This window comes from Flavobacterium sp. C4GT6 (assembly GCF_036347315.1).
Taxonomy (GTDB): Bacteria; Bacteroidota; Bacteroidia; order Flavobacteriales; family Flavobacteriaceae; genus Flavobacterium.
Map to the genome: position 1 here is coordinate 186,402 of NZ_JAZGZU010000003.1, position 25,726 is coordinate 212,127.

At 39.0% G+C, this 25,726-nt stretch carries 24 protein-coding genes and 1 tRNA gene; 22 read left to right on the forward strand and 3 right to left on the reverse strand.

Going from position 1 to position 25,726, the window contains the following annotated elements; genetic code table 11:
* Position 1 precedes the first annotated feature (1 nt).
* The 11 genes from V3Z67_RS05230 to V3Z67_RS05280 all read left to right on the forward strand — a co-directional run bounded on the left by V3Z67_RS05230 (position 2) and on the right by V3Z67_RS05280 (position 11,476).
* Complete coding sequence (locus V3Z67_RS05230; protein WP_157484172.1) at positions 2 to 1,237, forward strand: NADH-quinone oxidoreductase subunit D; 1,236 nt, start codon at positions 2 to 4, stop codon at positions 1,235 to 1,237.
* 5 nt (positions 1,238 to 1,242) lie between these two features.
* Positions 1,243 to 1,767, forward strand: a complete 525-nt coding sequence (locus V3Z67_RS05235; protein WP_035135321.1) for an NADH-quinone oxidoreductase subunit NuoE family protein — start codon at positions 1,243 to 1,245, stop codon at positions 1,765 to 1,767.
* Between the two features lie 21 nt (positions 1,768 to 1,788).
* Positions 1,789 to 3,156, forward strand: a complete 1,368-nt coding sequence (gene nuoF / locus V3Z67_RS05240; RefSeq protein WP_330442312.1) for an NADH-quinone oxidoreductase subunit NuoF — start codon at positions 1,789 to 1,791, stop codon at positions 3,154 to 3,156.
* Positions 3,157 to 3,213: 57 nt separating this feature from the next.
* Complete coding sequence (locus V3Z67_RS05245; protein ID WP_330442313.1) at positions 3,214 to 4,257, forward strand: 2Fe-2S iron-sulfur cluster-binding protein; 1,044 nt, start codon at positions 3,214 to 3,216, stop codon at positions 4,255 to 4,257.
* Positions 4,258 to 4,259: 2 nt separating this feature from the next.
* Positions 4,260 to 5,291 (forward strand): NADH-quinone oxidoreductase subunit NuoH, encoded by a 1,032-nt coding sequence (nuoH, locus tag V3Z67_RS05250; protein ID WP_330442314.1) that lies wholly within the window; start codon positions 4,260 to 4,262, stop codon positions 5,289 to 5,291.
* 64 nt (positions 5,292 to 5,355) lie between these two features.
* Positions 5,356 to 5,901 (forward strand): NuoI/complex I 23 kDa subunit family protein, encoded by a 546-nt coding sequence (locus V3Z67_RS05255; protein ID WP_330442315.1) that lies wholly within the window; start codon positions 5,356 to 5,358, stop codon positions 5,899 to 5,901.
* 1 nt (position 5,902) lies between these two features.
* A complete protein-coding gene (locus V3Z67_RS05260; RefSeq protein WP_330442316.1) occupies positions 5,903 to 6,406 on the forward strand; it encodes an NADH-quinone oxidoreductase subunit J family protein in 504 nt (167 codons plus the stop codon).
* A gap of 1 nt (position 6,407) precedes the next feature.
* Positions 6,408 to 6,728, forward strand: coding sequence for an NADH-quinone oxidoreductase subunit NuoK (gene nuoK, locus V3Z67_RS05265; protein WP_035135337.1), 321 nt, complete (start codon positions 6,408 to 6,410; stop codon positions 6,726 to 6,728).
* Between the two features lie 6 nt (positions 6,729 to 6,734).
* The gene (nuoL, locus tag V3Z67_RS05270) at positions 6,735 to 8,618 is read left to right on the forward strand and encodes an NADH-quinone oxidoreductase subunit L (protein WP_330442317.1); all 1,884 of its coding nucleotides are present in this window, start codon (positions 6,735 to 6,737) and stop codon (positions 8,616 to 8,618) included.
* A gap of 10 nt (positions 8,619 to 8,628) precedes the next feature.
* On the forward strand, positions 8,629 to 10,065 hold the full coding sequence (locus tag V3Z67_RS05275) for a complex I subunit 4 family protein (RefSeq protein ID WP_330442318.1): 1,437 nt from the start codon (positions 8,629 to 8,631) through the stop codon (positions 10,063 to 10,065).
* Positions 10,066 to 10,081: 16 nt separating this feature from the next.
* Positions 10,082 to 11,476, forward strand: coding sequence for an NADH-quinone oxidoreductase subunit N (locus tag V3Z67_RS05280; protein WP_330442319.1), 1,395 nt, complete (start codon positions 10,082 to 10,084; stop codon positions 11,474 to 11,476).
* Between the two features lie 71 nt (positions 11,477 to 11,547).
* On the opposite strand, the gene V3Z67_RS05285 is transcribed toward V3Z67_RS05280, so the two are convergent.
* Positions 11,548 to 12,300: an SDR family NAD(P)-dependent oxidoreductase gene (locus V3Z67_RS05285; protein ID WP_330442320.1), complete on the reverse strand. Its 753-nt coding sequence runs from the start codon at positions 12,298 to 12,300 to the stop codon at positions 11,548 to 11,550.
* 147 nt (positions 12,301 to 12,447) lie between these two features.
* Here V3Z67_RS05285 and V3Z67_RS05290 point away from each other — a divergent pair, with 147 nt between their 5' ends.
* Entirely contained in the window at positions 12,448 to 13,722 is a 1,275-nt protein-coding gene (locus tag V3Z67_RS05290) for a Y-family DNA polymerase (protein ID WP_330442321.1), read from the forward strand.
* Positions 13,709 to 14,158 carry a LexA family protein gene (locus V3Z67_RS05295; protein ID WP_330442322.1) on the forward strand — a complete coding sequence of 150 codons (450 nt, stop codon included), beginning with the start codon at positions 13,709 to 13,711 and terminating at the stop codon, positions 14,156 to 14,158. Before V3Z67_RS05290 ends, V3Z67_RS05295 begins: the two co-directional genes overlap by 14 nt.
* Positions 14,159 to 14,192: 34 nt before the next feature.
* On the opposite strand, the gene V3Z67_RS05300 is transcribed toward V3Z67_RS05295, so the two are convergent.
* A tRNA-Leu gene (locus tag V3Z67_RS05300) sits at positions 14,193 to 14,272 on the reverse strand.
* 152 nt (positions 14,273 to 14,424) lie between these two features.
* On the opposite strand from V3Z67_RS05300, the gene V3Z67_RS05305 reads away from it, so the two are divergent.
* The 4 genes from V3Z67_RS05305 (at position 14,425) to V3Z67_RS05320 (ending at position 17,275) form a co-directional block, all read left to right on the forward strand.
* On the forward strand, positions 14,425 to 15,366 hold the full coding sequence (locus tag V3Z67_RS05305; RefSeq protein ID WP_330442323.1) for a ribose-phosphate pyrophosphokinase: 942 nt from the start codon (positions 14,425 to 14,427) through the stop codon (positions 15,364 to 15,366).
* A gap of 30 nt (positions 15,367 to 15,396) precedes the next feature.
* The gene (locus V3Z67_RS05310; protein WP_330442324.1) at positions 15,397 to 16,002 is read left to right on the forward strand and encodes a 50S ribosomal protein L25/general stress protein Ctc; all 606 of its coding nucleotides are present in this window, start codon (positions 15,397 to 15,399) and stop codon (positions 16,000 to 16,002) included.
* A 77-nt stretch (positions 16,003 to 16,079) separates the two neighbouring features.
* Positions 16,080 to 16,703, forward strand: a complete 624-nt coding sequence (gene pth, locus V3Z67_RS05315) for an aminoacyl-tRNA hydrolase (protein ID WP_330442325.1) — start codon at positions 16,080 to 16,082, stop codon at positions 16,701 to 16,703.
* A 77-nt stretch (positions 16,704 to 16,780) separates the two neighbouring features.
* Positions 16,781 to 17,275, forward strand: coding sequence for a hypothetical protein (locus V3Z67_RS05320; RefSeq protein ID WP_330442326.1), 495 nt, complete (start codon positions 16,781 to 16,783; stop codon positions 17,273 to 17,275).
* 53 nt (positions 17,276 to 17,328) lie between these two features.
* Here the strand turns inward: V3Z67_RS05320 and V3Z67_RS05325 are convergent, their stop codons facing one another.
* Positions 17,329 to 19,602: a zinc-dependent metalloprotease gene (locus V3Z67_RS05325; RefSeq protein ID WP_330442327.1), complete on the reverse strand. Its 2,274-nt coding sequence runs from the start codon at positions 19,600 to 19,602 to the stop codon at positions 17,329 to 17,331.
* Positions 19,603 to 19,793: 191 nt separating this feature from the next.
* Here V3Z67_RS05325 and V3Z67_RS05330 point away from each other — a divergent pair, with 191 nt between their 5' ends.
* From V3Z67_RS05330 to V3Z67_RS05350, 5 genes are all read left to right on the forward strand, one after another.
* Positions 19,794 to 20,729, forward strand: coding sequence for a bifunctional riboflavin kinase/FAD synthetase (locus V3Z67_RS05330; protein WP_330442328.1), 936 nt, complete (start codon positions 19,794 to 19,796; stop codon positions 20,727 to 20,729).
* The gene (locus tag V3Z67_RS05335; protein ID WP_330442329.1) at positions 20,726 to 22,042 is read left to right on the forward strand and encodes an HTTM domain-containing protein; all 1,317 of its coding nucleotides are present in this window, start codon (positions 20,726 to 20,728) and stop codon (positions 22,040 to 22,042) included. Before V3Z67_RS05330 ends, V3Z67_RS05335 begins: the two co-directional genes overlap by 4 nt.
* A 208-nt stretch (positions 22,043 to 22,250) precedes the next feature.
* A complete protein-coding gene (locus V3Z67_RS05340; protein WP_330442330.1) occupies positions 22,251 to 22,715 on the forward strand; it encodes a hypothetical protein in 465 nt (154 codons plus the stop codon).
* Positions 22,716 to 22,787: 72 nt separating this feature from the next.
* Complete coding sequence (gene bioB / locus V3Z67_RS05345; RefSeq protein WP_330442331.1) at positions 22,788 to 23,870, forward strand: biotin synthase BioB; 1,083 nt, start codon at positions 22,788 to 22,790, stop codon at positions 23,868 to 23,870.
* A gap of 115 nt (positions 23,871 to 23,985) precedes the next feature.
* Positions 23,986 to 25,641: a tetratricopeptide repeat protein gene (locus V3Z67_RS05350; RefSeq protein WP_330442332.1), complete on the forward strand. Its 1,656-nt coding sequence runs from the start codon at positions 23,986 to 23,988 to the stop codon at positions 25,639 to 25,641.
* Positions 25,642 to 25,726 lie beyond the last annotated feature (85 nt).

Genomic DNA, 25,726 nt, shown 5'->3' on the forward strand with positions numbered 1-25,726 from the left:
AATGTCAGACCTGTTATTACCACCAGAACATCGCTATGCCAAACAGATTGAAGAGAGGCGTAATGAAGACGGCAGCGAACTATCTGTACTAAACCTTGGGCCTACACACCCTGCCACACACGGTATTTTCCAAAACATCCTTTTAATGGATGGTGAAAGAATCCTTGATGGCGAAGGTACAGTAGGATACATACACCGTGCTTTTGAAAAAATTGCCGAAAACAGGCCGTTCTATCAAATTACTCCGCTAACAGACAGGATGAACTACTGTTCTGCCCCAATTAACAATATGGGTTGGTGGATGACATTAGAAAAAGCATTAGGTATAGAAGTACCTAAAAGAGTACAATATCTAAGGGTTATTATTATGGAACTTGCCCGTATTGCAGACCATATTATATGTAACTCAGTACTTGGTGTGGATACCGGAGCCCTTACAGGTTTCCTTTATGTATTCCAGTACAGAGAAAAAATATACGAGATATACGAAGAGATATGCGGAGCCCGACTTACTACAAACATGGGACGCATCGGCGGATTTGAAAGGGACTGGAGCCCTGCCGCTTTTAAAAAAATCAACGAGTTTATGGACGAATTCCCAAAAATTTGGGAAGACTTTGAAAACCTGCTTACACGTAACAGGATTTTTATGGACCGTACCATTAACGTTGGTCCTATCTCTGCCGAAAAGGCAATGAGCTATGGCTTTACAGGTCCTAACCTTAGGGCAGCGGGCGTAGATTATGACGTTCGTGTTATGCAACCATACAGCTCTTACGAAGACTTTGAATTTAATGTACCGGTTGGTAAATCAGGAGATACTTACGACAGATTCTGTGTGCGTAATGCAGAGGTTTGGGAAAGCCTTAAAATTATACGCCAGGCACTTGATAAGCTTCCTGAAGGACCTTACCATGCCGATGTACCGGACTATTACCTTCCTCCAAAAGAAGACGTTTACACTAACATGGAAGCGCTTATTTACCACTTTAAAATCGTTATGGGTGAAGTACCTGTTCCGGTTACAGAAGTGTATCACCCTGTGGAAGGCGGTAACGGAGAACTTGGTTTCTACCTTATTACCGATGGTAGCCGTACACCATACAGATTACACTTCAGAAGGCCGTGTTTTATATACTACCAGGCTTTTAACGATATGATTAAAGGACAAATGCTGTCTGACGCAATTGCAACACTATCAAGCCTCAATGTTATTGCAGGCGAACTAGACGCTTAAGGATTATGGAAATTTCAAACGCAAAACAGGTTATCAATATAGATGCGCAACTTATGGAACGCATCAACGAACTATTAAGCCACTACCCTGCCGATAAGAAAAAATCAGCATTGCTACCGGTACTTCACGAAGTACAGGATGCTCACGATAACTGGCTTAGTATAGAGCTTCAGGATAAGGTGGCCGAAATACTGGAAATTAAACCTATTGAGGTTTATGAGGTGGTTTCTTTTTATACCATGTACAACCAAAAGCCTATAGGCAAATATATGTTTGAATTTTGCAGAACTTCATGCTGTGCCATTCGCGGTGCCGAAAATCTTATGGATTATACCTGCGAAAAACTGGGCATTAAAGAAGGTGAAACCACTCCCGACGGTATGTTTACCGTAGTAGGTGTTGAGTGCCTTGGAGCATGTGGTTATGCACCAATGATGCAGCTGGGCGACTACTACAAGGAAAACCTTACCAAAGAAAAGGTAGACCAGATTATTGAAGATTGCAGGAACGGCAAAGTTAATTTACACTAGGACCATTATACCAAAGTAACAATGGGAATGAAAATATTATTAGAACACGCAAACGTACCGGGGATTAAAACCTACGAAGTATACCGCCAAAACGGAGGGTACCGCTCTGTAGAGAAAGCCATAAAAAGCATGACCCCGGATGAAGTTGTGGAACAGGTTAAAGCTTCAGGATTAAGAGGACGCGGAGGGGCTGGTTTCCCTACCGGACTTAAATGGAGCTTTATTGATAAAAAATCAGGAAAACCAAGACACCTGGTATGTAATGCCGATGAGTCTGAGCCGGGAACCTTTAAGGATCGCTATCTGATGGAATACATCCCTCACCTGCTTATTGAAGGTATGATTACCTCAAGTTATGCATTGGGCTGTAACCTTTCTTACATCTATATACGTGGCGAGTATATGTGGGTATTCCGCATATTAGAAAAAGCAATCAAAGAAGCCTATGCTGCAGGTTGGCTGGGTAAAAACATATTAGGTTCTGGCTACGACCTTGACCTGCACGTACACTGTGGTGCCGGAGCTTACATTTGTGGTGAGGAAACTGCACTTATTGAATCGCTTGAAGGTAAAAGAGGTAATCCAAGAATCAAACCTCCGTTCCCTGCGGTAAGCGGTTTATGGTCTAACCCAACAGTGGTAAACAATGTAGAGTCTATCTCTGCCGTGCCATGGATTGTAAACAATACCGGTGAGGAATATGCCAAAATAGGTATTGGGCGATCTACAGGAACAAAACTTATATCTGCTTCAGGTCACATTAAAAACCCTGGGGTATACGAAATAGAACTTGGCTTAAGCGTGGATGAGTTTATGAACTCTGACCAGTACTTAGGCGGTATGATGGATGACAGGCCTTTAAAAGCCTTAGTTCCGGGAGGTTCGTCGGTGCCAATCTTACCGGCAAACCTTATCTTTAAAAATGCCGAAGGAGGTGACCGTTTAATGAGTTACGAGTCATTAAGCGAAGGTGGATTCCAGTCGGGCTCTATGCTGGGCTCAGGTGGTTTTATCGTGTATAACGATACTACCTGTATTGTTCGCAACACATGGAACTTCTCCCGTTTTTACCACCACGAGAGCTGCGGACAGTGTTCGCCATGTCGTGAAGGTACAGGATGGATGGAAAAAGTACTTCACAGAATTGAAACCGGTTACGGTCGTGAGGAAGATATTGAGCTGCTATGGGATATCCAGAGAAAAATTGAAGGCAACACCATTTGTCCGTTAGGAGATGCGGCAGCATGGCCGGTAGCAGCAGCTATACGCCACTTTAGGGAAGAGTTTGAATACCACGTTCGTTTCCCAGAAAAAATTAAAAACAGAGATCACTTTGTTGCCGAGCCTTTTGAAAAGGTGAGACATCTGGTAGCAAAGCAGGAAATATAACTGAGTTATTAAGTTAAAGTCGAAAGTACCAGTAAACTTTCAAACCAAGGATACAAAATGAAAGTAACAATAGACGGTCAGGAAATAAATGTAGAACCGGGGACCACCATCCTGCAGGCTGCAAGAATGATAGGCGGAGAATCTGTGCCGCCGGCAATGTGCTACTACTCTAAACTAAAAGGTAGCGGTGGTAAATGCCGTTGCTGTTTAGTAGAGGTTTCTAAAGGTAGTGAAGCCGATCCAAGACCTATGCCTAAACTAATGGCATCGTGTGTAACCGGTGTTATGGACGGTATGGAGGTAAAAAGCATCTCTTCTGAAAGGGTGCTTGATGCCAGAAAATCGGTAACCGAATTCTTATTGATAAACCATCCGCTGGATTGCCCAATTTGTGATCAGGCAGGTGAATGTGACCTACAGAATCTAAGCTTTAAGCACGGTTCGGCAAAAACACGTTACATAGAAGAAAGAAGAAGATTTGAGCCGGAAAATATTGGTGACAAAATTCAGCTTCACATGAACCGCTGTATTCTTTGCTACCGTTGTGTTATGACAGCCGATCAGCTTACTGATAACAGGGTACACGGAGTTGTAAACCGTGGTGATCATGCTCAGATTTCTACCTGTATCTCTAAAGCAATTGATAATGAGTTCTCAGGAAACATGATTGATGTTTGCCCTGTAGGAGCTCTTACAGATAAAACATTCCGCTTTAAGCAAAGGGTATGGTTTAACAAGCCATACAATGCTCACAGAGACTGTGACAAATGTTGCGGTAAAACTACACTGTGGATGTTTGGTAACGAAATACAAAGGGTTACTGCCCGTAAAGACCAATACCATGAGGTAGAGGAATTTATTTGTAATGAGTGCCGTTTTGACCACAAAGATGTTAATGACTGGGTAATTGAAGGTCCTAGAAAATTCGAGAAAGATTCTGTAATCAACCAGAACAACTATACCCGAGAAATTGAACCAGTTAAAATTGATACCGAAAAGAACATTTTATTAGGTAGGGACAAAGACAGGAAGAAAATAAGTATGCCTGACGTGCCGCTTAAGGAAAAAGAAGAAAAGGTATATAAAGAAGGTAACGTATAGATATGGAACAGACAATAGTAATAGAAAAAGGTATTTTTATTGTTATAATATTTGCCATCACCATGTTAATGGCAATGTATGCTACACTAGCCGAAAGAAAAATTGCTGCCTGGCTTCAGGATCGTATAGGACCTAACCGCGCCGGTAAAGGAGGTATACTACAACCTCTTGCCGATGGTTTAAAACTTTTTGCCAAAGAGGAGTTTTTCCCTAATACGCCAAACAAATTCCTGTTCATAGCAGGACCTGCCATATCTATGAGTACAGCATTAATGACGAGTGCCGTTATTCCGTGGGGCGATAAGCTTCACCTTTTCGGGCGCGACATTATCCTTCAGGCAACCGATATTAACGTTGCCATGCTGTTTATTTTTGCAGTATTATCCATAGGTGTTTATGGTATTATGATAGGCGGATGGGCTTCTAACAACAAGTTCTCCCTTATGAGTGCCATGCGTGCCGCTTCACAAATGATTTCGTATGAGGTTGCTATGGGACTTGCAATCATTGCTCTTGTAATGATGACAGGTACACTTAGCCTTCGTGAAATGGCTGCACAACAAAGCGGTATGAACTGGAATGTATTTTACCAGCCGGTAGGATTCCTTATATTCCTTGTATGTTCATTTGCCGAAACAAACCGTACCCCGTTTGACCTTGCTGAGTGTGAGGCCGAGCTTATTGGTGGTTACCACACTGAATACTCTTCCATGAAAATGGGATTCTATCTTTTTGCAGAATATGCGAGTATGTTTATCTCCTCTACTATTCTTGCCGTACTTTACTTTGGGGCTTACAACTATCCGGGTATGCAGTGGGCAGAAGAGAACTGGGGTGTTAACATCGCTAACATTATAGGTATAATGGTATTATTTGCCAAGTTGTGCTTCTTCATATTCTTCTATATGTGGGTGCGCTGGACAATACCAAGATTCCGTTATGACCAGCTAATGCGCTTAGGGTGGCAAATGCTTATCCCGCTAGCCATAGCAAACATTGTAGTAACGGGAATAGTTATTTTGCTTACTCAGTAAGCTACTGATCTAGAGAAATTAATTGAATACCTCCTGCACAAGGGCGGATTAATAAAAGATAAAAATGTCTATAGAAACCATATCATTATCGGGAAGAAAAAAAGAGGTTTCCAACAAAAAGATGAGTTTTTGGGAAAGCCTTTATCTTGTGGCGATAGTTAAAGGATTACTTATTACAATCCGACATTTATTTAAAAGAAAGGTAACCATTAAGTACCCTGAACAAACCAGGGAACTTAGCCCTGTTTACCGTGGCCAGCACATGCTTATGCGTGATGAGGAAGGAAGAGAACGTTGTACTGCCTGTGGGCTTTGTGCGCTGTCGTGCCCTGCCGAAGCAATTACCATGAAAGCGGAAGAAAGAAAACCGGAAGAGAAACACCTGTACAGGGAAGAGAAATATGCATCTATCTATGAAATTAACATGCTTAGATGTATTTTCTGCGGACTTTGTGAAGAGGCTTGCCCTAAGCAGGCTATTTACCTTACTAAATCAAGAGTAATGGTAAAACCTTCAAGCGACAGGGAAGATTTCATCTACGGAAAAGAAAAACTGGTTATGCCACTTGATATGGCTATTAAGAACACTCAAATGAAAACGGCTAATTAATATGCTTACAGTATTCTATATTTTATCGGCCATTACACTGGGAACTGCATTTTTGACTATTCTTAGCAAAAACCCTATCCACAGTGCTATCTATCTTGTACTTTGCTTTTTCTCTATAGCAGGACATTACTTACTGTTCAATGCTCAGTTCCTTGCAATTGTACACATTATTGTTTACTCAGGAGCCATCATGATCCTGATGCTCTTTACCATAATGCTCATGAACCTCAATAAGGAAGATGAACAAAACAAATCAGTACTCACCAGGTTTGCGGCAGCTATAGCCTTAGGACTTGTGGCTTTTGTACTACTGGCAACGTTTATTAAAGCACAGCCGGTTATTGAGAGTTACCAGGTTTCAGGTCAGGATTACCAGTCTATTAAAGTACTGGGTAAGGTACTGCTTAACGAGTATATGGTTCCGTTTGAGTTTGCTTCGGTACTGCTTCTTGTATCTATGATTGGAGCCGTATTATTGTCTAAAAAAGAACACATAAACAGCTAGTATGGAAAATATATTACAACAGATAGGTATTGAGAACTACATTTATCTTTCCACATTACTATTTTGTGTAGGTGTGTTTGGAGTTCTTTTCAGAAGAAACGCTATCGTGATGTTCATGTCTATAGAAATTATGCTAAACGCAGTTAACCTGCTTTTAGTAGCATTTTCTACATACCATCAGGATGCTGCGGGACAGGTATTCGTATTTTTCTCCATGGCTGTTGCAGCAGCAGAAGTTGCCGTGGGTCTTGCCATTCTTGTGGCCATTTATAGGAACCTGAATAACATTGATATTGATAGTTTAAAAAAATTAAAAGGATAACGCCTAATGGAGACTAATTTGGCATTAATACTACTTCTAGCCCCTTTTATAGGGTTTTTGATTAACGTATTTGCAGGAAAAAAATTAAGCGGTAACCTGCCGGGTATACTGGGTACAGTTGCCGTGGCTACGTCATTTGCCGTAACGCTTTCGTTCTTTTTACAGGTAAGCAGCTCAAAAGAGCCGGTAATGATAGACCTGTTTGAATGGATGCAACTTGGAAACTTTAACGTACATATTGCTTTTCAGCTGGATCAGCTTTCGCTGTTATGGCTAATGTTCGTAACAGGTATCGGTACGCTAATCCACATGTACTCCATCAGCTACATGCATGATGATGAAAACGTACACAAGTTTTTTGCATACCTAAACCTTTTCATTTTCTTTATGATTACCCTTGTAATGGGTAGCAACCTGCTTATTATGTTTATAGGCTGGGAAGGTGTAGGTTTATGTTCATACCTCCTTATTGGATTTTGGTACAAAAACCACGATTACAATGATGCAGCTAAAAAAGCATTCATTATGAACCGTATAGGTGACCTTGGTTTCCTTATCGGTATCTTTATACTGGGTTTCATATTCAACTCACTGGATTATACAGTTATAAGAACTGCTATTGAGAGTGGCAAGCTTCTTGAACCATCATGGGGAATTTCTATCGCTGCACTATGTTTATTTATTGGTGCTTGTGGTAAAAGTGCTCAAATTCCGCTTTACACATGGTTACCCGATGCGATGGCGGGTCCTACCCCGGTATCGGCACTTATCCACGCAGCTACCATGGTAACTGCAGGTATCTTTATGATTACAAGGCTAAACTTCTTGTTTGACCTTGCTCCAGAAGTACAAAACATTATTGCCATAGTAGGTGCTGTAACATCACTTATTGCAGCCTCTATAGGTTTAGTTCAAAACGATATCAAAAAAGTACTGGCTTACTCTACTGTATCACAGTTAGGTTTAATGTTCCTTGCTTTAGGCTTAGGTGCTTATCAAATAGCAGTATTCCATGTTATTACACACGCTTTCTTTAAAGCTTGTTTATTCCTAGGTTCGGGGTCTGTTATCCACGCTATGCACGGCGAGCAGGACATGCGTTATATGGGTGGTCTTCGTAAGGTGATGAAAGTTACATTTATTACTTTCCTTATCTCTACCCTTGCCATTTCGGGCTTACCACCATTCTCAGGATTCTTCTCTAAAGACGAGATATTAATGACTGCTTTCCATCATAACAAACCACTTTGGGTTATTGGGTCGGTAGCATCTATCATGACAGCATTCTATATGTTCCGTTTACTTTACCTTACTTTCTATAAAGATTTCAGAGGTACAGAGGAGCAGAAAAAACATTTACACGAGTCTCCGGGACTTATTACATTCCCTCTAATAGTACTGGCTATATTAGCACTTGTAGGAGGTGCTATAAGCTTACCTGGTAACAGCTGGTTAAACGAATACTTAGCTCCTGTTATCGCTAAGCAAAGTGAACACCACCACATGGGTACTACAGAGTACATGCTTATGGGTGTAGCCATTATAGGTGCATTTATAGGTATTGGATTAGCTTATGCTAAATATATCAAACAGTCTGCTGTACCGAGTCAGGACAGCGAGATTACAGGCTTTGCCAAAGTACTTTACAACAAGTTTTATGTTGACGAAATATACACAGCCCTTATAGTAAAACCTATTTATGCACTGGGTAGCTTCTTTAAAAATGCTATCGAGGTTGCTATTTCAGGCTTTATTTTCGGCTTGGGTAAACTTGCCAACGTATTAGGCACCGAAGGCAAAACACTCCAGAACGGAAGCATTGGTTTTTACCTGTTTGCTTTTGTACTGGGTATATGTTCAATAATCGTTTATATCTTTTTAGCAAAATAATTCATACCTGATGGACGTATCATTTATACTTATCACTTTACTGATTGGAGCTGCAGCTACTTATTTTGCAGGAAATAAATGGGCTTCAAAAGTCGCACTGCTATTTAGTGTTGCTGCTTTTGCTGTCACGCTTTGTACAGTAAACCTATTAAACAATGGCGAAAACGTAAACTCTGTAACCTACTGGATTAAAAATCCAATGATATCCATTAGCCTTGTTGGTGACGGACTATCACTTATAATGGTGTTGCTTACAACCTCGCTAACAGCAATTATAATACTTGCTACATTAAAAAATACGTTTAAAAACGCTAAGTCTTTTTATGCTCTTATACTATTTATGGCATTTGCCATGGCTGGTACATTTTTAAGCGCAGACGGATTTGTATATTATATATTCTGGGAACTTTCGCTAATCCCTATTTACTTTATTGCCCTTATTTGGGGGGGTGGTGAGGCCGAAGCCAGAAAAAAAGATGTTATTAAATTTTTCATCTACACTTTTGCAGGTTCACTATTTATGCTTGTGGCATTTATTTACCTGTATCAAAAAACAGGATCTTTTATAAACGGAGCACTTGTAAGGGTAAACCTAACAGACAAGGAGCAGTTTTGGATTTTCCTTGCTTTCTTCCTGGCTTATGCTATTAAAATTCCGATTATACCATTCCACACATGGCAGGCAAACGTGTATCAAAAAGCACCTTCTGCCGGTACAATGTTACTATCAGGTATCATGCTTAAAATGGCAATATACAGTATAATAAGATGGCAGCTTCCTTTAGCTCCGGCTCCGGCAAAAGAGTACATGCATGTACTTATTGCACTTTGTGTAGCTGGTGTTATTTATGGTTCAATACTGGCATTAAAACAGCAGGATCTTAAAAAATTACTGGCTTACTCATCACTTGCACACGTTGGTCTTATAGCTGCAGGTGCCTACACCCTTACACTTGATGGTTTAAGAGGTGCAGTACTGCAAATGATTGCCCACGGTTTTGTAGTGGTAGGTCTTTTCTATGCTGCCGAGATTATCATACGCAGATATAACACTACTGAGATAAGCGAAATGGGAGGCATACGTATACAAACTCCGCGTTTCACCTCTATGTTCATGATACTGGTACTGGCTTCTGTTGCGCTGCCTGCTACCTTTAACTTTATTGGAGAGTTTGAATTACTTTACAGTTTGGCACAAACCAATATATGGATTGCCGTACTGGGAGGAACAACCATTATATTAGGTGCATTTTATATGCTTAGAATGTTCCAGCAGGTAATGCTTGGTGAGCAAAATGCTAAGCCGTTTGCCGATGTTACTTTTGGTGAAGGTTTTGTATTTGTAACTATAATAGGTATTTTATTATTCTTTGGTTTATATCCTAAACCAATAATAGACTTTATCACACCGGCACTAGAGAACACATTAAATTTAATAAACAGATAATTAAGCCCGATAAGAAATGACTACATTAATAGCTATTGCAGGATTAGGGATTATATGCCTTATAGCTGAAATTTTCAACCTGAGAAAAGCAATTGTACCGGTTACTATTATCGGTCTATTGGCTATACTGTGCCTAAACGTGGTAAATATACCGGGTGTTCACGTGGCTAATTTAAATATGGAGCAACGTTCGTTCTATAATAACATGATTATTCAAAACAATTATGGAACACTTTTCTCTTCACTGTTTATAGTACTTACCATATTTTTGGTAGCACTAAGTCCTGACTTCCATAAAGAGCACAAAGCCAAGTTATCTGATTTTATCTCCATAAAACTGTTCCTGCTTGCAGGTGCTGTTGCCATGGTTTCTTTTGGTAATATGGCGATGTTCTTCCTTGGTATAGAAATCTTATCCATATCACTTTATGTACTTGCTGCCAGCGAACCTAAAAACGTTAGCAGTAACGAAGCCGGTATGAAATACTTCCTTATGGGATCGTTCGCATCAGGACTTATCCTGTTTGGTATTGCTTTAATATATGGTGCTACCGGCGCATTTGACATTGCTGCAATTTATGAAGCTGTAAGTACAGGTGTTGCAAAAGGATGGTTTTTCCCTGGTGTGGTATTACTTACCATAGGATTACTGTTTAAAATAGCAGCGGTACCATTCCATTTCTGGGCTCCCGATGTATACGAAGGATCGCCTGCCCTAACTACAGCTACCATGAGTACGCTGGCTAAAGTTGCGGCAATGGCTGCCTTTTATAAACTGATGAGGGGTATTAACCTTGAAGTGCCGGGAACTTATGTAACCGTACTTATAATAGTTTCTGCTTTATCTATGTTTGTAGGCAACCTTACGGCATTAAAACAAAACAATGTTAAGCGTATGCTTGCATTCTCTGGTATATCACATGCCGGTTTTATGTTGATGGTATTCCTTAACCCACCGGTAACAGCAGGTACTTTATTTTACTATGCAGCAGCCTATACCCTTGCCGGTATTGCAGCCTTTGCAGTAGTAATAAGCGTTTGTGGTGATAAGAGAAACGAAGAAAGCTTTAAGTTTAACGGACTTGGTAAAACAAACCCGTTAATGGCTGCCGTACTTACATGCGCATTGCTATCTATGGCAGGTATCCCTATTTTCTCCGGGTTCTTCGCTAAATTCTTCCTGTTTAACCAGGCATTAAAAGCCGGACAGGTTGCTATTGTTATCATAGCTGTGGTGAACTCTATAATAAGTGTAGGATACTACTTTAAACTCATCCTTGCTATGTACACCAAAGAAAGTACCGAAGAAAAACAGGTCGTTCCGTTTGCTTATACAGCTGTAGCTGTAGTTGCAATACTGCTTAATATCCTTTTAGGTATTTTCCCAGACATGGTTTTAGGTTACCTATAGTCAATAACAAAATTATATAAAAAATGCCCGTTAAATAACGGGCATTTTTATTTTATATATTCTTCCAACAATTATATTGAAGTATATCCGCCATCGGCAATAACATAGCTTCCGGTGGTAAACGAAGACCTATCCGAACTTAAAAAAGTAACAAGTTCTGCTATCTCCTGCGGAGTACCCAGCCTGTTCATAGTGCTTTTTGAAGCTACGGCTTCCATCATTTCCTTATTTAAATGATCTGTCAATAATGGAGTTTCAATATAACCCGGTCCTACGGCATTACACCTAATATTTTTTTGCCCATACTCGGCTGCAATATTTTTGGTAAGACCAACAACCCCATGTTTAGAGGCTGTATACGCCGGACTGTTTGGTGCGGCTACCGTACCGTGTATAGAAGCAATATTTACAATACTTCCTCCACCATTTTTCATCATTTGCTCAATTTGGTAACGACAGGCATAAAACACTCCGCTAAGGTTAAGAGCAATCACTCTGTCCCAACCGTCAATATCATACTCTCCCGTTGGTGCGGCAGGCCCACCCATACCAGCATTGTTACAGGCAACATCAAGCCTGCCATATTTAGCTACAACAGCCTCAACCACTTTTTTGTTATCCTCTGCTTTAGAAGAATCTGCCTTAATAAAAAAAGCCTCTCCTCCGGCTTTCTTAATAGCAGCTACGGTTTCCTCGCCGTGTGCTTCATTAATATCAGTAATTACAACTTTTGCGCCTTCACGGGCATATGTTTCTGCAATGGCCCTTCCTATCCCCGATCCTGCACCGGAAACAACAGCCACTTTATCTTTTAATAATGACATAATATATGTTTTTAATTGTCCTATAAATTTACGGATAAAAGTCCGTTATACCCCACTACACAAGGGTTTTAGACTTTTTTTAACTGACAGACAAAAATTATATAAGATTATTTTCATATATAATAGAAAATAATCTAAATTTGTACTATGTATGCATTAATTGACTGTAATAACTTTTACGTTTCCTGCGAGAGGGCTTTCCAGCCCCAATGGCAGGATAAACCTGTTGTAGTACTGTCTAATAACGACGGGTGCATTATATCACGAAGTGAAGAAGCTAAAGCACTTGGCGTACCAATGGCCTCCCCTGAATTTAAAATAAGAGAACTATTACAGCAAAACAATATAAAGGTGTTTTCATCCAATTACCCCCTGTATGGTGACCTGAGCGAAAGAGTTATGAAAATTATGGAAGGATTTACCCCAAATGTAGAAGTGTATAGTATAGACGAAGCATTTTTGGATTTTAACGGCATTGAAGTAATCGACTTCTATACTTATGGAACTGAAATGAAAGAAAGGGTTTGGAAATGGGTCGGACTACCTATATGCGTTGGATTTGCTCCTACCAAAACATTATCAAAGGTAGCTAACAGGATTGCCAAAAAATATCAGGAAAAAACCGGAGGCGTATACGTAATTGACAATAATGAAAAACGCCTAAAAGCCATAAAATGGCTAAAAGTAGAAGACGTTTGGGGTATAGGCCACCGAACAGTAAAGAAACTAAAGGCAAGAAATGTAAATACGGCTTACGATTTTACCCTACCCCATATAGAACCATGGATAAGAAAAGAAATGGGTGTAGTAGGGATGCGCATTAAGTATGAACTGGAAGGAAACCCTGCTATTGGTGACGGACAGGTGCCGGAAGTAAGAAGAAGCATTGCCACCACGCGTACTTTCCCAAAACAGATAACCGACTTTGATTTACTACGCGAACGTATTACCACCTTTGCTATGGTCACTGCCGAAAAACTGAGAAAACAAAAAAGCTGTTGCCAAACCATTATTGTAACCCTTGTGGCCGATAAGCATAAAACCGAAACCTCAAAGTATTATTACAGCAGGGCTTTGTTACTTCCTTTCGCTACACAGTCTGGCATTACTATAAGCAATACTGCTATATCACTACTGAAAGGCCTGTTACCGGAAACAGTTTCTGTAAAATTTAAAAAAGCCGGGGTTATCGTATCAGACCTTATCCCCGAAAATACACGCCAGTTTAATTTATTTACAGACGAAAACCCAAAGCACATGTCTCTCATGAAAACATTGGACAAGGTTAATGCAAAAATGGGCGAACGCGTAATACGACTCGCCTCACAGGAAAAAAAGACATGGGACATGAAACAAAACATGCTCTCACCCAGATATACCACTAATATTAACGAAATATTACAGATAAATGTTGACAGTTAGTAATAAATACAGGGCGCTTAATGTATATGCTCCTGATATGGAGAGTAAAAACGGACTCCCGTTTGTTTCTCACGGGGTATCGGCAGGATTTCCATCTCCGGCGCAGGATTTTATGGAAACAAGAATAGATCTCAATAAAGAGCTCTCTAAAAATCCGTTAAGTACTTTTTATATAAGGGTATCGGGCAATTCCATGATCGATGCCGGTATAAACAATGCCGACATACTGGTGGTAGACCGCAGCCTGGAACCTGGAAACGGAAAAATAGCCGTATGCCTAATAGATGGTGAGTTTACCGTTAAAAGACTATTAACCGAAACCGACAACTTGTACCTTATGCCCGAAAATAAAGCTTACAAACCTTTAAAGGTTACTGAAGAAAACCAGTTTATGGTTTGGGGAATAGTGACTTATGTGATTAAGAAAATACAATAAAAAAACCCGAAAGCCAAAAGCTAACGGGTTTTTGTACCTGGAGTGGGAATCGAACCCACACACCGTAGTACACGAGTTTGAGTCGTGCGCGTCTACCAATTCCGCCATCCAGGCTATTAACGGTTATTGTGGCTGCAAATGTAAAAAATAATTCCAATTGAGCCGAAAAATAACCCAAAAAAACTTCCAGAGTTCAATTAAATTCCTAAATTTGCACCTCGTTTACGAAAACAACACACTAAATAACTACAAAACAAGTATTTAAGATGTCATACATGGAGCCGGAAGCAAAGATATTTTCATGTTCTAACAGTGTATATCTGGCAGAAAAAATCGCCAAAAGTTACGGTATAGAATTAGGTAAAGTTACCTTTTCAGAGTACAGTGACGGTGAATTTCAACCATCATTTGAAGAGTCTATAAGGGGACTTCGTGTTTTCCTTGTTTGCTCTACTTTCCCAAGTTCAGACAATCTAATGGAATTATTACTGATGATAGATGCTGCTAAAAGAGCATCTGCAAGACACATCACTGCAGTAATACCTTACTTTGGATGGGCAAGACAGGATAGAAAAGACAAACCAAGGGTTCCGATAGGAGCTAAACTGGTTGCTAAGCTTCTTGAATCGGCAGGCGCTACAAGAATCATGACTATGGATCTTCACGCTGACCAGATTCAGGGCTTCTTCGAAAAACCGGTAGACCACCTGTTTGCATCTACAATATTCTTACCGTACGTTAAGAGCCTTAACCTTGAAAACCTTACCATCGCCTCTCCGGATATGGGTGGTTCAAAAAGGGCTTATGCATACTCTAAATTCTTAGGTAGCGATGTAGTTATATGCTACAAGCAGAGAAGAGAAGCTAACGTTATCGAGACTATGGAGGTTATTGGTGATGTTAAAGGACGTAACATTGTTCTTGTTGACGATATGGTTGACACAGGAGGTACGCTTACAAAAGCTGCCGACATGATGATGGAAAGAGGTGCATTAAGCGTAAGAGCTATATGTACACATCCTATACTCTCTGGTAGTGCTTATGAGAAAATTGAGAATTCTCAACTTCTTGAGCTGATTGTTACCGACAGTATTCCGCTTAAAAAAGAGAGCAAAAAAATACGCGTAGTTACGTGTGCTGAACTGTTTGCTGATGTAATGCATAAAGTAAACAGTAACAACTCAATAAGCGGTAAATTTTTAATGTAATTTATTTTTATTAATTAATATATTTCACAAATGAAATCAATTACGATCAAAGGATCTGAAAGAGAAAGCGTGGGCAAAGCGGCAACGCGTGCGGCACGTAATGCTGGAATGGTACCTTGCGTGTTATACGGAGGAGATCAGCCAGTACACTTTACTGCAGAAGAAAAAGGATTTAAAAGCCTTGTTTACACTCCAGACGTACACACTGTGGTAATTGACCTTAACGGTAAAACTTACAACGCTATCCTACAGGATATCCAGTTCCACCCTGTAAGTGATAAAATCCTTCACATGGACTTCTATCAACTACATGATGATAAAGAAATCACTATGGAAGTACCGGTTAAAGTTATTGGTAACTCTAAAGGTGTTATGGCTGGTGGTGTTTTACGTCTTAACCAACGTAAACTTAAAGTTAGAGCCTTACCTACTAACCTTCCTGACTTTGTTGAAGCAGATATCACTAACCTTGAAATGGGTAACAAACTTTATGTTACTGAAGTTCCTTCAGACAACTTTAAGTTACTTCACCCGGACAACACTGTTGTTGCACAGGTAAGAATTTCACGTGCTGCAATGAAAGCTGCTCAGGAAGCCGCAAAAGCTGCAAAAGAAGCTACAAAGAAGAAAAAATAATCAATCTTCTATTATACAGAAAAGCGTCCTTATACAGGACGCTTTTTTTTATTCTGGTTATTAGCTATTTTTGAACCATGAAATGGCTTACAAACCTTTTTAAACAAAACACGACAGTAGACACTACCGATCCTATGAAAAAATATCTTATAGCAGGCCTGGGCAATATAGGTGCCGAATATGTAAACACACGCCACAATATTGGTTTTAAAGTAGTAGACAGGCTCGCGCAACAGGAAGGAGAATCGTTTGAAACCGCTAAACTGGGAACTCTGGCACAAGTTAAGGTAAAAGGCAGAACCCTTTTCCTGCTAAAACCTAACACTTACATGAATCTTAGTGGTAAGGCTATAAAATACTGGATGGACAAAGAAAACATCCCTAAGGAAAACCTGCTTGTGGTTACTGATGACCTTAACCTTCCTTTCGGAACAATACGAATGAAAGCGAAAGGTAGTGACGGAGGCCATAACGGACTTAAAAATATTCAGCAGATACTTAACTCGGTAGAATACCCGCGCTTTCGTTTCGGCATAAGCGATGAGTTTAAAAAAGGTCAGCAGGTAGACTATGTTTTAGGCGAATGGAGCGAAGAGGAAAAAGCAAAACTTTCTGAAAGACTGGATGTAGCCTGCGAAGCCATTAAATCGTTTGCCCTTGCCGGACTTAACAACACCATGAATACTTTTAATGGTAAATAATTCCTAATTACACCAGTGTTTTAACCATTAATATGTAATTTGGCGTAAAGTTTGTTTTTATAAACTAAAATAAAACTATGAAAAAACTTACTATAGTTCTAGCCTTTGCTGCTATGCTTAGCGCATGTGGAAGTCAAAAAACTCTTTTACAATCAGGCAAATATAACCTGCAAAGCGAATGCCCTGCAAACGGTGACTGCACTTTCATAGTAGCGAAAGACAGTAGTATGACTTTGGTTGAAGATGGGGTAGGTAAAATGCGTTACAATATGACCAGTCATGAAGGCAAAAGTATCTTAACATACAAATACAATAAAAAATCAGACCCACGTGCACAAGATGATTTTTACAGTGAAGAGGTTATTATTGAAACTAACAGTGATATAGCCTCTTTAAATAAAGACAGTGAAATCAAAATGTTGTTTGGAGTATTTTGCTACTGTAAAGGTGTAGCAGGATATTATGAGGTAAAAGACGGTTATGCCGAATACAGGGACGGCAAAGTGATTATAACCGTACCTAAAGTTATCGAAAATCAAAAAACCAATATCATTATAGCTGATATAAAATAAAAAAAGGCGCTTATTTATAATAAGCGCCTTTTTTGTATGTGTTAAGTAGTAAATTACTGAACCACTATTCTTTTCACTTCTTTTCTGCTACCATCCTGAACGTTTACAAGATAAACTCCGGATTGTATTCCCTGCAAATTAAGCTCTTTAGAGATTAAACCTGTATTGGTATATACATTACCAAATATCTGTCTGCCTCTCATATCGTAAACTGAAATGTTGATATCATTAGTAGAATCAGAATTAAACTGTACAGTAAAGCTACCATTGTTAGGGTTTGGATAAAGTGTAAAACCGTCAAGACCAAAATCTTCAACGCCTGCAATATCAGTAATAGTAAACCCTCTTAAATTCACAGCATAAAAAATATTACCTACAGCCTCAACTAAAACTCTGCAATTTGTAGCAAGAGGAGTATCTGTAGGAACAGTGAATGACTCTGAACCGTCATTTGGAGTGTTTTCAACAAGCATTTCAAATGTTGCGCCTCCATCTGTAGACAATAAAATATTAACATTAGATACATTGATAAGACCGCTATCAGTACCAGCCACATCCCAGGTAACAGTTTGGCTGGTACCTGTTTGCCATGCAACATTAAATTCGTCTTGAGAAGTAACCTTAAATGGACCTGCAGAACTTAAAACAGACACCTGTAAATTACGTCTTGCTGTTTGCCCTCCGTTTGGTACAGCATTATCTCTTACAGTAAGTGCAAAATTAAGTGTTCTTGCTACAACTGGTGTAACCTCCCATGTTGGTGTCAGGTTATTTGCTAACACACTGCTAAAGCTAGGCATATATCTTACTGAAGACTCTGTAGGACTTAAAGATCTATATAACGGACCAGAACTCGAAATAGGGCTTGGTGAACCTGTAGTAGCTGTACCATTAGCATCGGTTTCTTCCCAGCAATAAGTAAGAGCATCACCATCTGCATCTGTAGCATTACCTCTTAAAACATATGCTGTAGTAGCAGGAATGTAGTATGAAGGTTGATCAAAAGCATTAATTTCAGGAGCAGTATTATTGTTAGGTGTCTCAACTGCACAAGTTGCTGAATTACTAACAAAATCAAATATCTGTACTAAGCTTGCCGCATGGAAATAGTCATCCGAGTGCTGTTGCACATCGGCATTAGCACATATACCGGCATACCCCATAATCGTAGTACCGCTACCGGGCTCAACAGCAGTAAACCCTGATCTGTTACCATTACAACTCCCTGTACCTCCACCACTTGCATTAAATGTGTGTGTAGCACTAAACTGGTGCCCCATTTCGTGAGCAACATAATCAACATCATAAGAATCACCCACAGGAGCAGCACTACCTGTAACACCACGAGCCTTGCTTGATGTACAAACACACCCCAGCTGAGCAATACCTCCTCCGCCTGTACTCACAACGTGACCAATATCGTAGTTTGAAAAACCTACTCCGTTATCAATCACATCCTGCACTTCGTTTAAAAGAGTTCCGCCGCTTTCACCAGAAAATGGATCGGTTGCATTTGTAACAAAAATTATATCATCATTACCGTCTATTATCTCCATTGTAACAGCAGCATCTCTCTCATAAATACCATTTACCCTTGTCATTGTAACATTCATAGCAGCAAGAACAGCTTCTTTCTTTTGTGAAGTTGTTCCTGAGGTAACACCTGCAGCCTGCATATGGAAAAGCGCATAAGAATAAGTACAGGTCATTGCAAGTCTGTAAGTTCTTAAAGTACCATCATCTGCCAGTACGTTTTTAGGCGCAAACTTAGCACCAAACTGTGCCGGCATATCTGCATCAGGAGCATCACAACTAAAAGACCTGCTTCCTACAGGAAGACTGGATTTATTATACACTATATAGTTTTGAAGATCTTTTGTAAATGTATCTATATAATAAGTACCATTTGTTGTAAAAGCCATTGAGTGTAATCCAAAAAGCGTAGTACTGAAACGGATCATTGTTGAAGGATTATCTATGCCCTTACCAATATACGAGCGTATACCAGGATATTTTGCCACAAGACCCGGATGCATTATAGATGCTTCATAGATAACAAATTTTTCCATTTGCCCTGTAGGTGTAGGGAAATAAACAACAACATCAGATGTTGTTAAATCTTTTCTTGACGGGGCAGTAGCAAGAACATTTTTCATCGCTTCGAAATCAAGATGGTAAAGTCCGTACTCTGCAGGCATATCAGTACGATCTGATTTTTCTAAAGGAGCTACACGCTCTTCAGATACTTCTCTCCAAAAATTCGATTGCGAATAGCCACAAAGTGTTTGCATTATGACTATCAGGGGAATTAATAGTTTTTTTGTCATTGTAGTAGTAGTATTTTTATCATAGCCGACAAATATAGCAATTAATAAGCCTAAATATTAGCGTTTTAGCATTGAAAAAATGTTAATATTGAATTTTAACCTAAAAAAAAACGACTTATTTTAAATAAATTCAAATCAGTAATTCATAATTAACTAATCTTATTAAATTTGCTAATTATAACTATTAGCCTTTGAAAATATTCAACTCTATACAGGAATTTACTACTAACGCACCTACTATTGTAACCCTTGGTACTTTTGACGGAGTGCATAAAGGACACAAGAGCATTCTTGAGAAAATAACTTCAAGCAGTAAAAATACAGTTTGTGAAAGTGTGTTGCTTACTTTTTTTCCGCATCCGCGGATGGTTTTGCAGCAAAATACAGATATAAAACTGCTTAATACAATTAAGGAAAAGGCTATGCTGCTGGAGCAACACGGTATAGACAATCTTATTATACACCCTTTTGACCATGCCTTTTCAAGACTAACTGCCGAAGAGTTTGTAAAAAACATACTGGTAGACAAGTTTATGGTAAGGAAAATTATAATAGGATACGACCATCGTTTCGGACGAAACAGGACTGCCGATATAAACGACCTTATACAATATGGTGAGGAATATAATTTTGAGGTAGAACAAATTTCAGCACTCGAGATTAATGAAGTATCCGTAAGCTCTACCAAAATACGCAATGCCCTAAATGCCGGTTATCTTGAAACTGCAAACAGGTATTTGGGCTACCCTTATTTCCTTACCGGAAATGTTGTTAAAGGAAAACAGCTGGGCCGAACCATAGGCTTTCCTACCGCTAACATCAACATTACCGAGAGCTATAAATTAATACCAGACAAAGGTGTATATGTAGTATCTTCCGAAATAGCAGGCAAAACGGTATACGGAATGATGAATATAGGCAACAACCCTACAGTGGGTGGTGTAGCTGAATCCATTGAGGTGCATTTCTTTGATTTTAACAGCGACCTTTACAATCAGGAAATAAGAATAAATATTCATTACAAGATACGCAATGAAATAAAGTTCCCAAGCGTTAACCACCTAAAAGAACAACTCAAGGAAGACCAAAAAACATCTTTAGAATATATCGCCACAAAACTGACATGAAACCACGCCTTTTCCAGCAAATAGACAATAGCCCTCTTATTATATTCAGAATATTTTTCGGCTTTCTGCTTGCCTGCGAAACTATTGGCGCCATCCTCACAGGGTGGGTAAAAGAAAATTTCATCGATGTTCAGTTCACCTTTAATCACATAGGCATGGACTGGCTCCAACCCCTACCCGGCCACGGCATGTATTTCTACTTTATTACTATGGGTATATTAGGCCTACTTGTTATGTTGGGCTATAAATATAGATGGACGCTTGGCGCATTTACCATAATGTGGGCCGGAGTTTACTTTATGCAAAAAACCTCATACAACAACCATTATTACCTGTTATTACTGGTTTGTTTAATAATGTGGTTTTTACCCGCAAACACTTATGCCTCTCTAGATGCTAAACAAAACCCCAGTATAAAAAGCCTAACTATGCCTGCATGGTGCTCATGGATAATGATAGCACAGGTAGCAATAGTATATTTTTTTGCCACCATTGCTAAATTTTACCCTGACTGGCTGGACGGCACCTTTACCAAGAACCTGCTGGACAGATCGGTTAAAAATGAAACATTACACGACTTTTTTACTCAAAAATGGTTCTACCTGTTTATTGCCTATGCCGGTATTGCTTTCGATTTACTGATTGTCCCTTTACTGCTTTTCAAAAAAACCAGAACATGGGCCTTTATAGCTTCACTAATATTTCACATCTTTAATTCCATCACATTACAAATAGGCATATTCCCTTATTTTGCACTGAGTTTTGCGGTTTTCTTTTATCCGCCCGAAAAAATGCGTTCGCTGTTCTTTAAAAAGAAACCACAAATCACTACTATTCAGGAAACAGGAAAGGACTACAAAAGCACACTGTATTACTTTTTTATACCTTATTTAATTATACAGCTACTACTACCTATAAGACATCATTTCATTAAGGGGGATGTTTTTTGGACTGAAGAAGGCCATCGCCTAAGCTGGCGAATGATGCTACGTACCCGAAACGGATATACCCGCTTTAAAGTGGTAGACAAAAACACCAACGAAATCATTTTTTACAATACAAACAGTAAACTTACCCCTAAGCAGTTTAACAGCATGCGTACCAAACCCGATATGATTTGGCAGTTTGCACAGCGAATAAAAAACGAATTTAAGGAAATGGACAGGGATGTTGCTATTTATGCCAATACTTCTGCCGGAGTAAATGGTGCTCCAATGAAAAAACTTATTGACCCCGATGTCGATTTAGGCGAAGCCAAATGGGATTATTTCTTCCATAACGACTGGATACTACTTCACGAAGACAAGCAATAAACCTTATCATCACTGGTTTTAACCAAATTTTAAAACAGTAATATTTATTGTATTAAAATTTTATTAATTCTTTTATTTTTTCATGTTTTAATTAGTAAATTCGATAAGAGATTGAGTCAATCCGTGTCTTACAAACTTTTGAAAGAAAATACACTTAAAAAAGCCATAAGGCTATAAAACAATTAATTAACGAATAAAACACAAGGCTATGAAAGTTTCAAGAATAATAACCAATGGTATCATTATTTTTATAGGTATTGGACTATTTTTCCTTTTAATGGAAAAACTGGGGTTGGGAGATAAAATTTACCTTAGGCTGGTAAACTTCATTTTTGTGATATATGGTGTAAACAGAACTATTAAACAGGATTATAAAGAACATATAGATGGTTACTTCACTAATCTTAGTTCGGCATTCTTTACAGCATTTACCAGTTTAATATTAACCATATTTGCATTTATCGCTTATGCCAATGCCAGAGGAGGTGAAGAATATATCCATACGTTTGTAAACCACTACATTTTTGGAGGCACTCCGTCACTATACCAATTCTGTATCGGTCTGTTTATTGAAGGGCTTGCAGCCAGTGCCATAGTATCGTTTACACTAATGCAGTTTTGGAAAGATAAAGTAGAAAAAATCAACAAGGTAGACGACGTAAATCATAACTAAGTAAAGTTTAAAGTGTTTTTTCGGTTGTTATAACGGAATTTGCTACTTTTGAACCAACTTTAAAATTCCGTTATGAATACAATTAGACACGACTGGACGAAGGAAGAAATCATTGCCCTATATAACAAGCCATTAATGGATCTGCTGTATGAAGCAGCAACGGCTCACAGACAATTTCATGACCCTAATGTAGTACAGGTGTCTACCCTGCTATCAATTAAAACAGGAGGTTGCCCTGAAGATTGCGGTTACTGTCCGCAGGCTGCACGTTACCATACTGATATTGAAGGGAACGACCTTATGACTGTTTCTCAGGTAAAAGCTCAGGCATTACGTGCCAAATCGAGCGGATCATCAAGAGTATGTATGGGTGCTGCATGGCGTAATGTGAAGGACGGACCTGAATTTGATCAGGTACTTGAAATGGTTAGAACCATCAACAAACTGGACATGGAGGTTTGCTGTACACTGGGTATGATTACCGAAAATCAGGCACAACGCCTTGCAGAGGCAGGCTTATATGCATACAACCACAACCTTGATACATCTGAAGAATACTATAAAGAAGTAATCTCTACAAGAGGATACGAAGACAGACTACAAACTATTGATAACGTAAGAAAAACAAACGTTACCGTATGTAGCGGTGGTATTATTGGTATGGGAGAAAGCGTTGAAGACAGAGCCGGAATGCTTGTTGCTCTTGCTTCATTAAGTCCACAACCGGAATCTGTACCTATCAATGCACTTGTAGCTGTAGACGGCACTCCACTTGAAGATGAAAAACCTGTTGAGATTTGGGACATGATTAGAATGGTAGCAACTACCCGTATCGTTATGCCTTTAACTCAGGTTAGACTTTCTGCAGGAAGAACTCAAATGTCAAGAGAAGGACAGGCAATGTGCTTCTTTGCAGGTGCTAATTCTATTTTTGCAGGAGACAAATTACTTACTACCCCTAACCCGGATGTAAACGAAGACATGAAAATGTTTGAAATGCTTGGTCTTATCCCTCAAAAACCATTTGCTAAAAAATCTCAGCCAAAAACGGTTGAAGCAGAAGAGTCTGAATTTGAAGCAATGGGTGAAAAACCAAAATGGACACGCCCTGGACATGCAATTGAGCGTAACCTGAAAGCATCAGGTAAAATCTAAACATTTATTTACCCGATATACGTTAAAGCTTCTCCTTTTAAGGAGGAGCTTTTTTTATTTACATTAATTATATATTTATATTTGAAGAAATTACCCACATTACCATTGCTCACTAATGCTTAAAAAGAAATTCCATATCAACCTTTACATGTTACTTATGCTACTGTTTGCCATAAACCTTTCGGCAAATACTATACAGCATTGTGACTCGCTTATCAAACAAGGGGTTGATGCTATGTGGAAAAAAGAGCATGTAAAGTCATTGGAGCTATTAACAGAAGCCCGAAATCTTGCCGAGAAAAACCACTGGTACGAGCAGGTTTTTCTGGCCACAAATAACATAGGTGCTAATTATTTCACCATGCTTGATTATGGTGAAGCCCTTAACTATTACCTGGAAAGCTACACCATAGCAGTTAAGGAACTGGATCCGCAACACGAAATGGTAGTACTTAACAACATTGCTATTATTTACACCAAAGAAAGGAATTTTGAAAAGGCCGAAGAGTACTTTAAAAAAGCCTATGAGATAGCCAAAGAAAAAAAAGACTCTCTCAAAATAGGGCTCTATGCCATGAACCTTGGCGGAGTAGCCAATGAAACTAATAGGCTGGAAGAAGCCAAAAAATACATAATAGAGTCTATTCCGTTATTAAAACAACAGCCCCATTTATTGGTTTTAGCCGAAATATGCTTAGCCGAGAACGAACTGCTTAAAGGGAGTACCACTCTGGCTCGCGAAAAAGCACAGGAATTATATACCTCTACTGATAACCTGGATTATAATGATACCGGAATCTCCCTTATGCTCATTATTGTAAAGAGCTATTTAAAGGAAGGAAAATACAACCAAGCTATAACTGCTGCCAATAAAATACTTACCGGAAAACCAAATTTAGAGAACAAAAAAACAGTATATACATTACTGGCAGATATCTATTTTAAAGATAAAACATACGATAAAGCACTACAATATAAAGACTCTGTATTATGGGCCGAAGTACAGCTTAACGATATAAAAAACGGAAAATTACTTGAAACCAGTAAAGTAAAGTTTGAAATACAGGACTATAAAAACCAGATAGCCCTGAATAAGGAAAAACTAAACACCGAAAGAAAAACATTTTACAGTATTATAGCAGCTATTGTTGCTCTTGTAATAATACTGGTACTGATACTCCGAAACAGATCGGTTAAGCTAATGCAAAAGAAACTCGTAGCCGAAAGAAATGAAAAAGCGATAGCACTGGAACTGGCACAGGAAAAAAATGAGAATCTGCTATTGGAAAAACAAATTCAGGACAAGGAGAACAAAGCCAAACTGGAACAGGAACGACTTAAAAATGAGATAGAATCACGTAACAGAGAACTATCGGCAAAAGCATTATACCTATCACAACGCAACACTATACTTGAAGATATACTTACCTCACTGGGAAAAGTACCCGAGCTTTCTAAAAACGAATCGCTGGCAGGACATATCAAAACCCTTAAAAGTCATCTTAAAGACGAAAACGAATGGGAAAACTTCCTTACCCACTTTGAAGAGGTTAACCAAGGGTATATAACAAGGCTAAAAACACTCCATCCTTCCCTAAACGCTAACGATGTAAGGTTTATATGCTATGTATACATGAACCTTAGCACTAAGGAAATAGCCTCAATGCTTAACATTACTGTAGAAGCGTGCCGAAAGCGAAAGGAACGTATAGCTGCAAAATTAGAACTACCGGATAGTTCCCACCTATACAGTTACCTCTATACTGTTTAGCTGCAATACTTTAGTAAACACTAAAATATTATATTACAAAAAATGATATTTTTAACTCAACTTATAAAAATATCACAAAAATTTC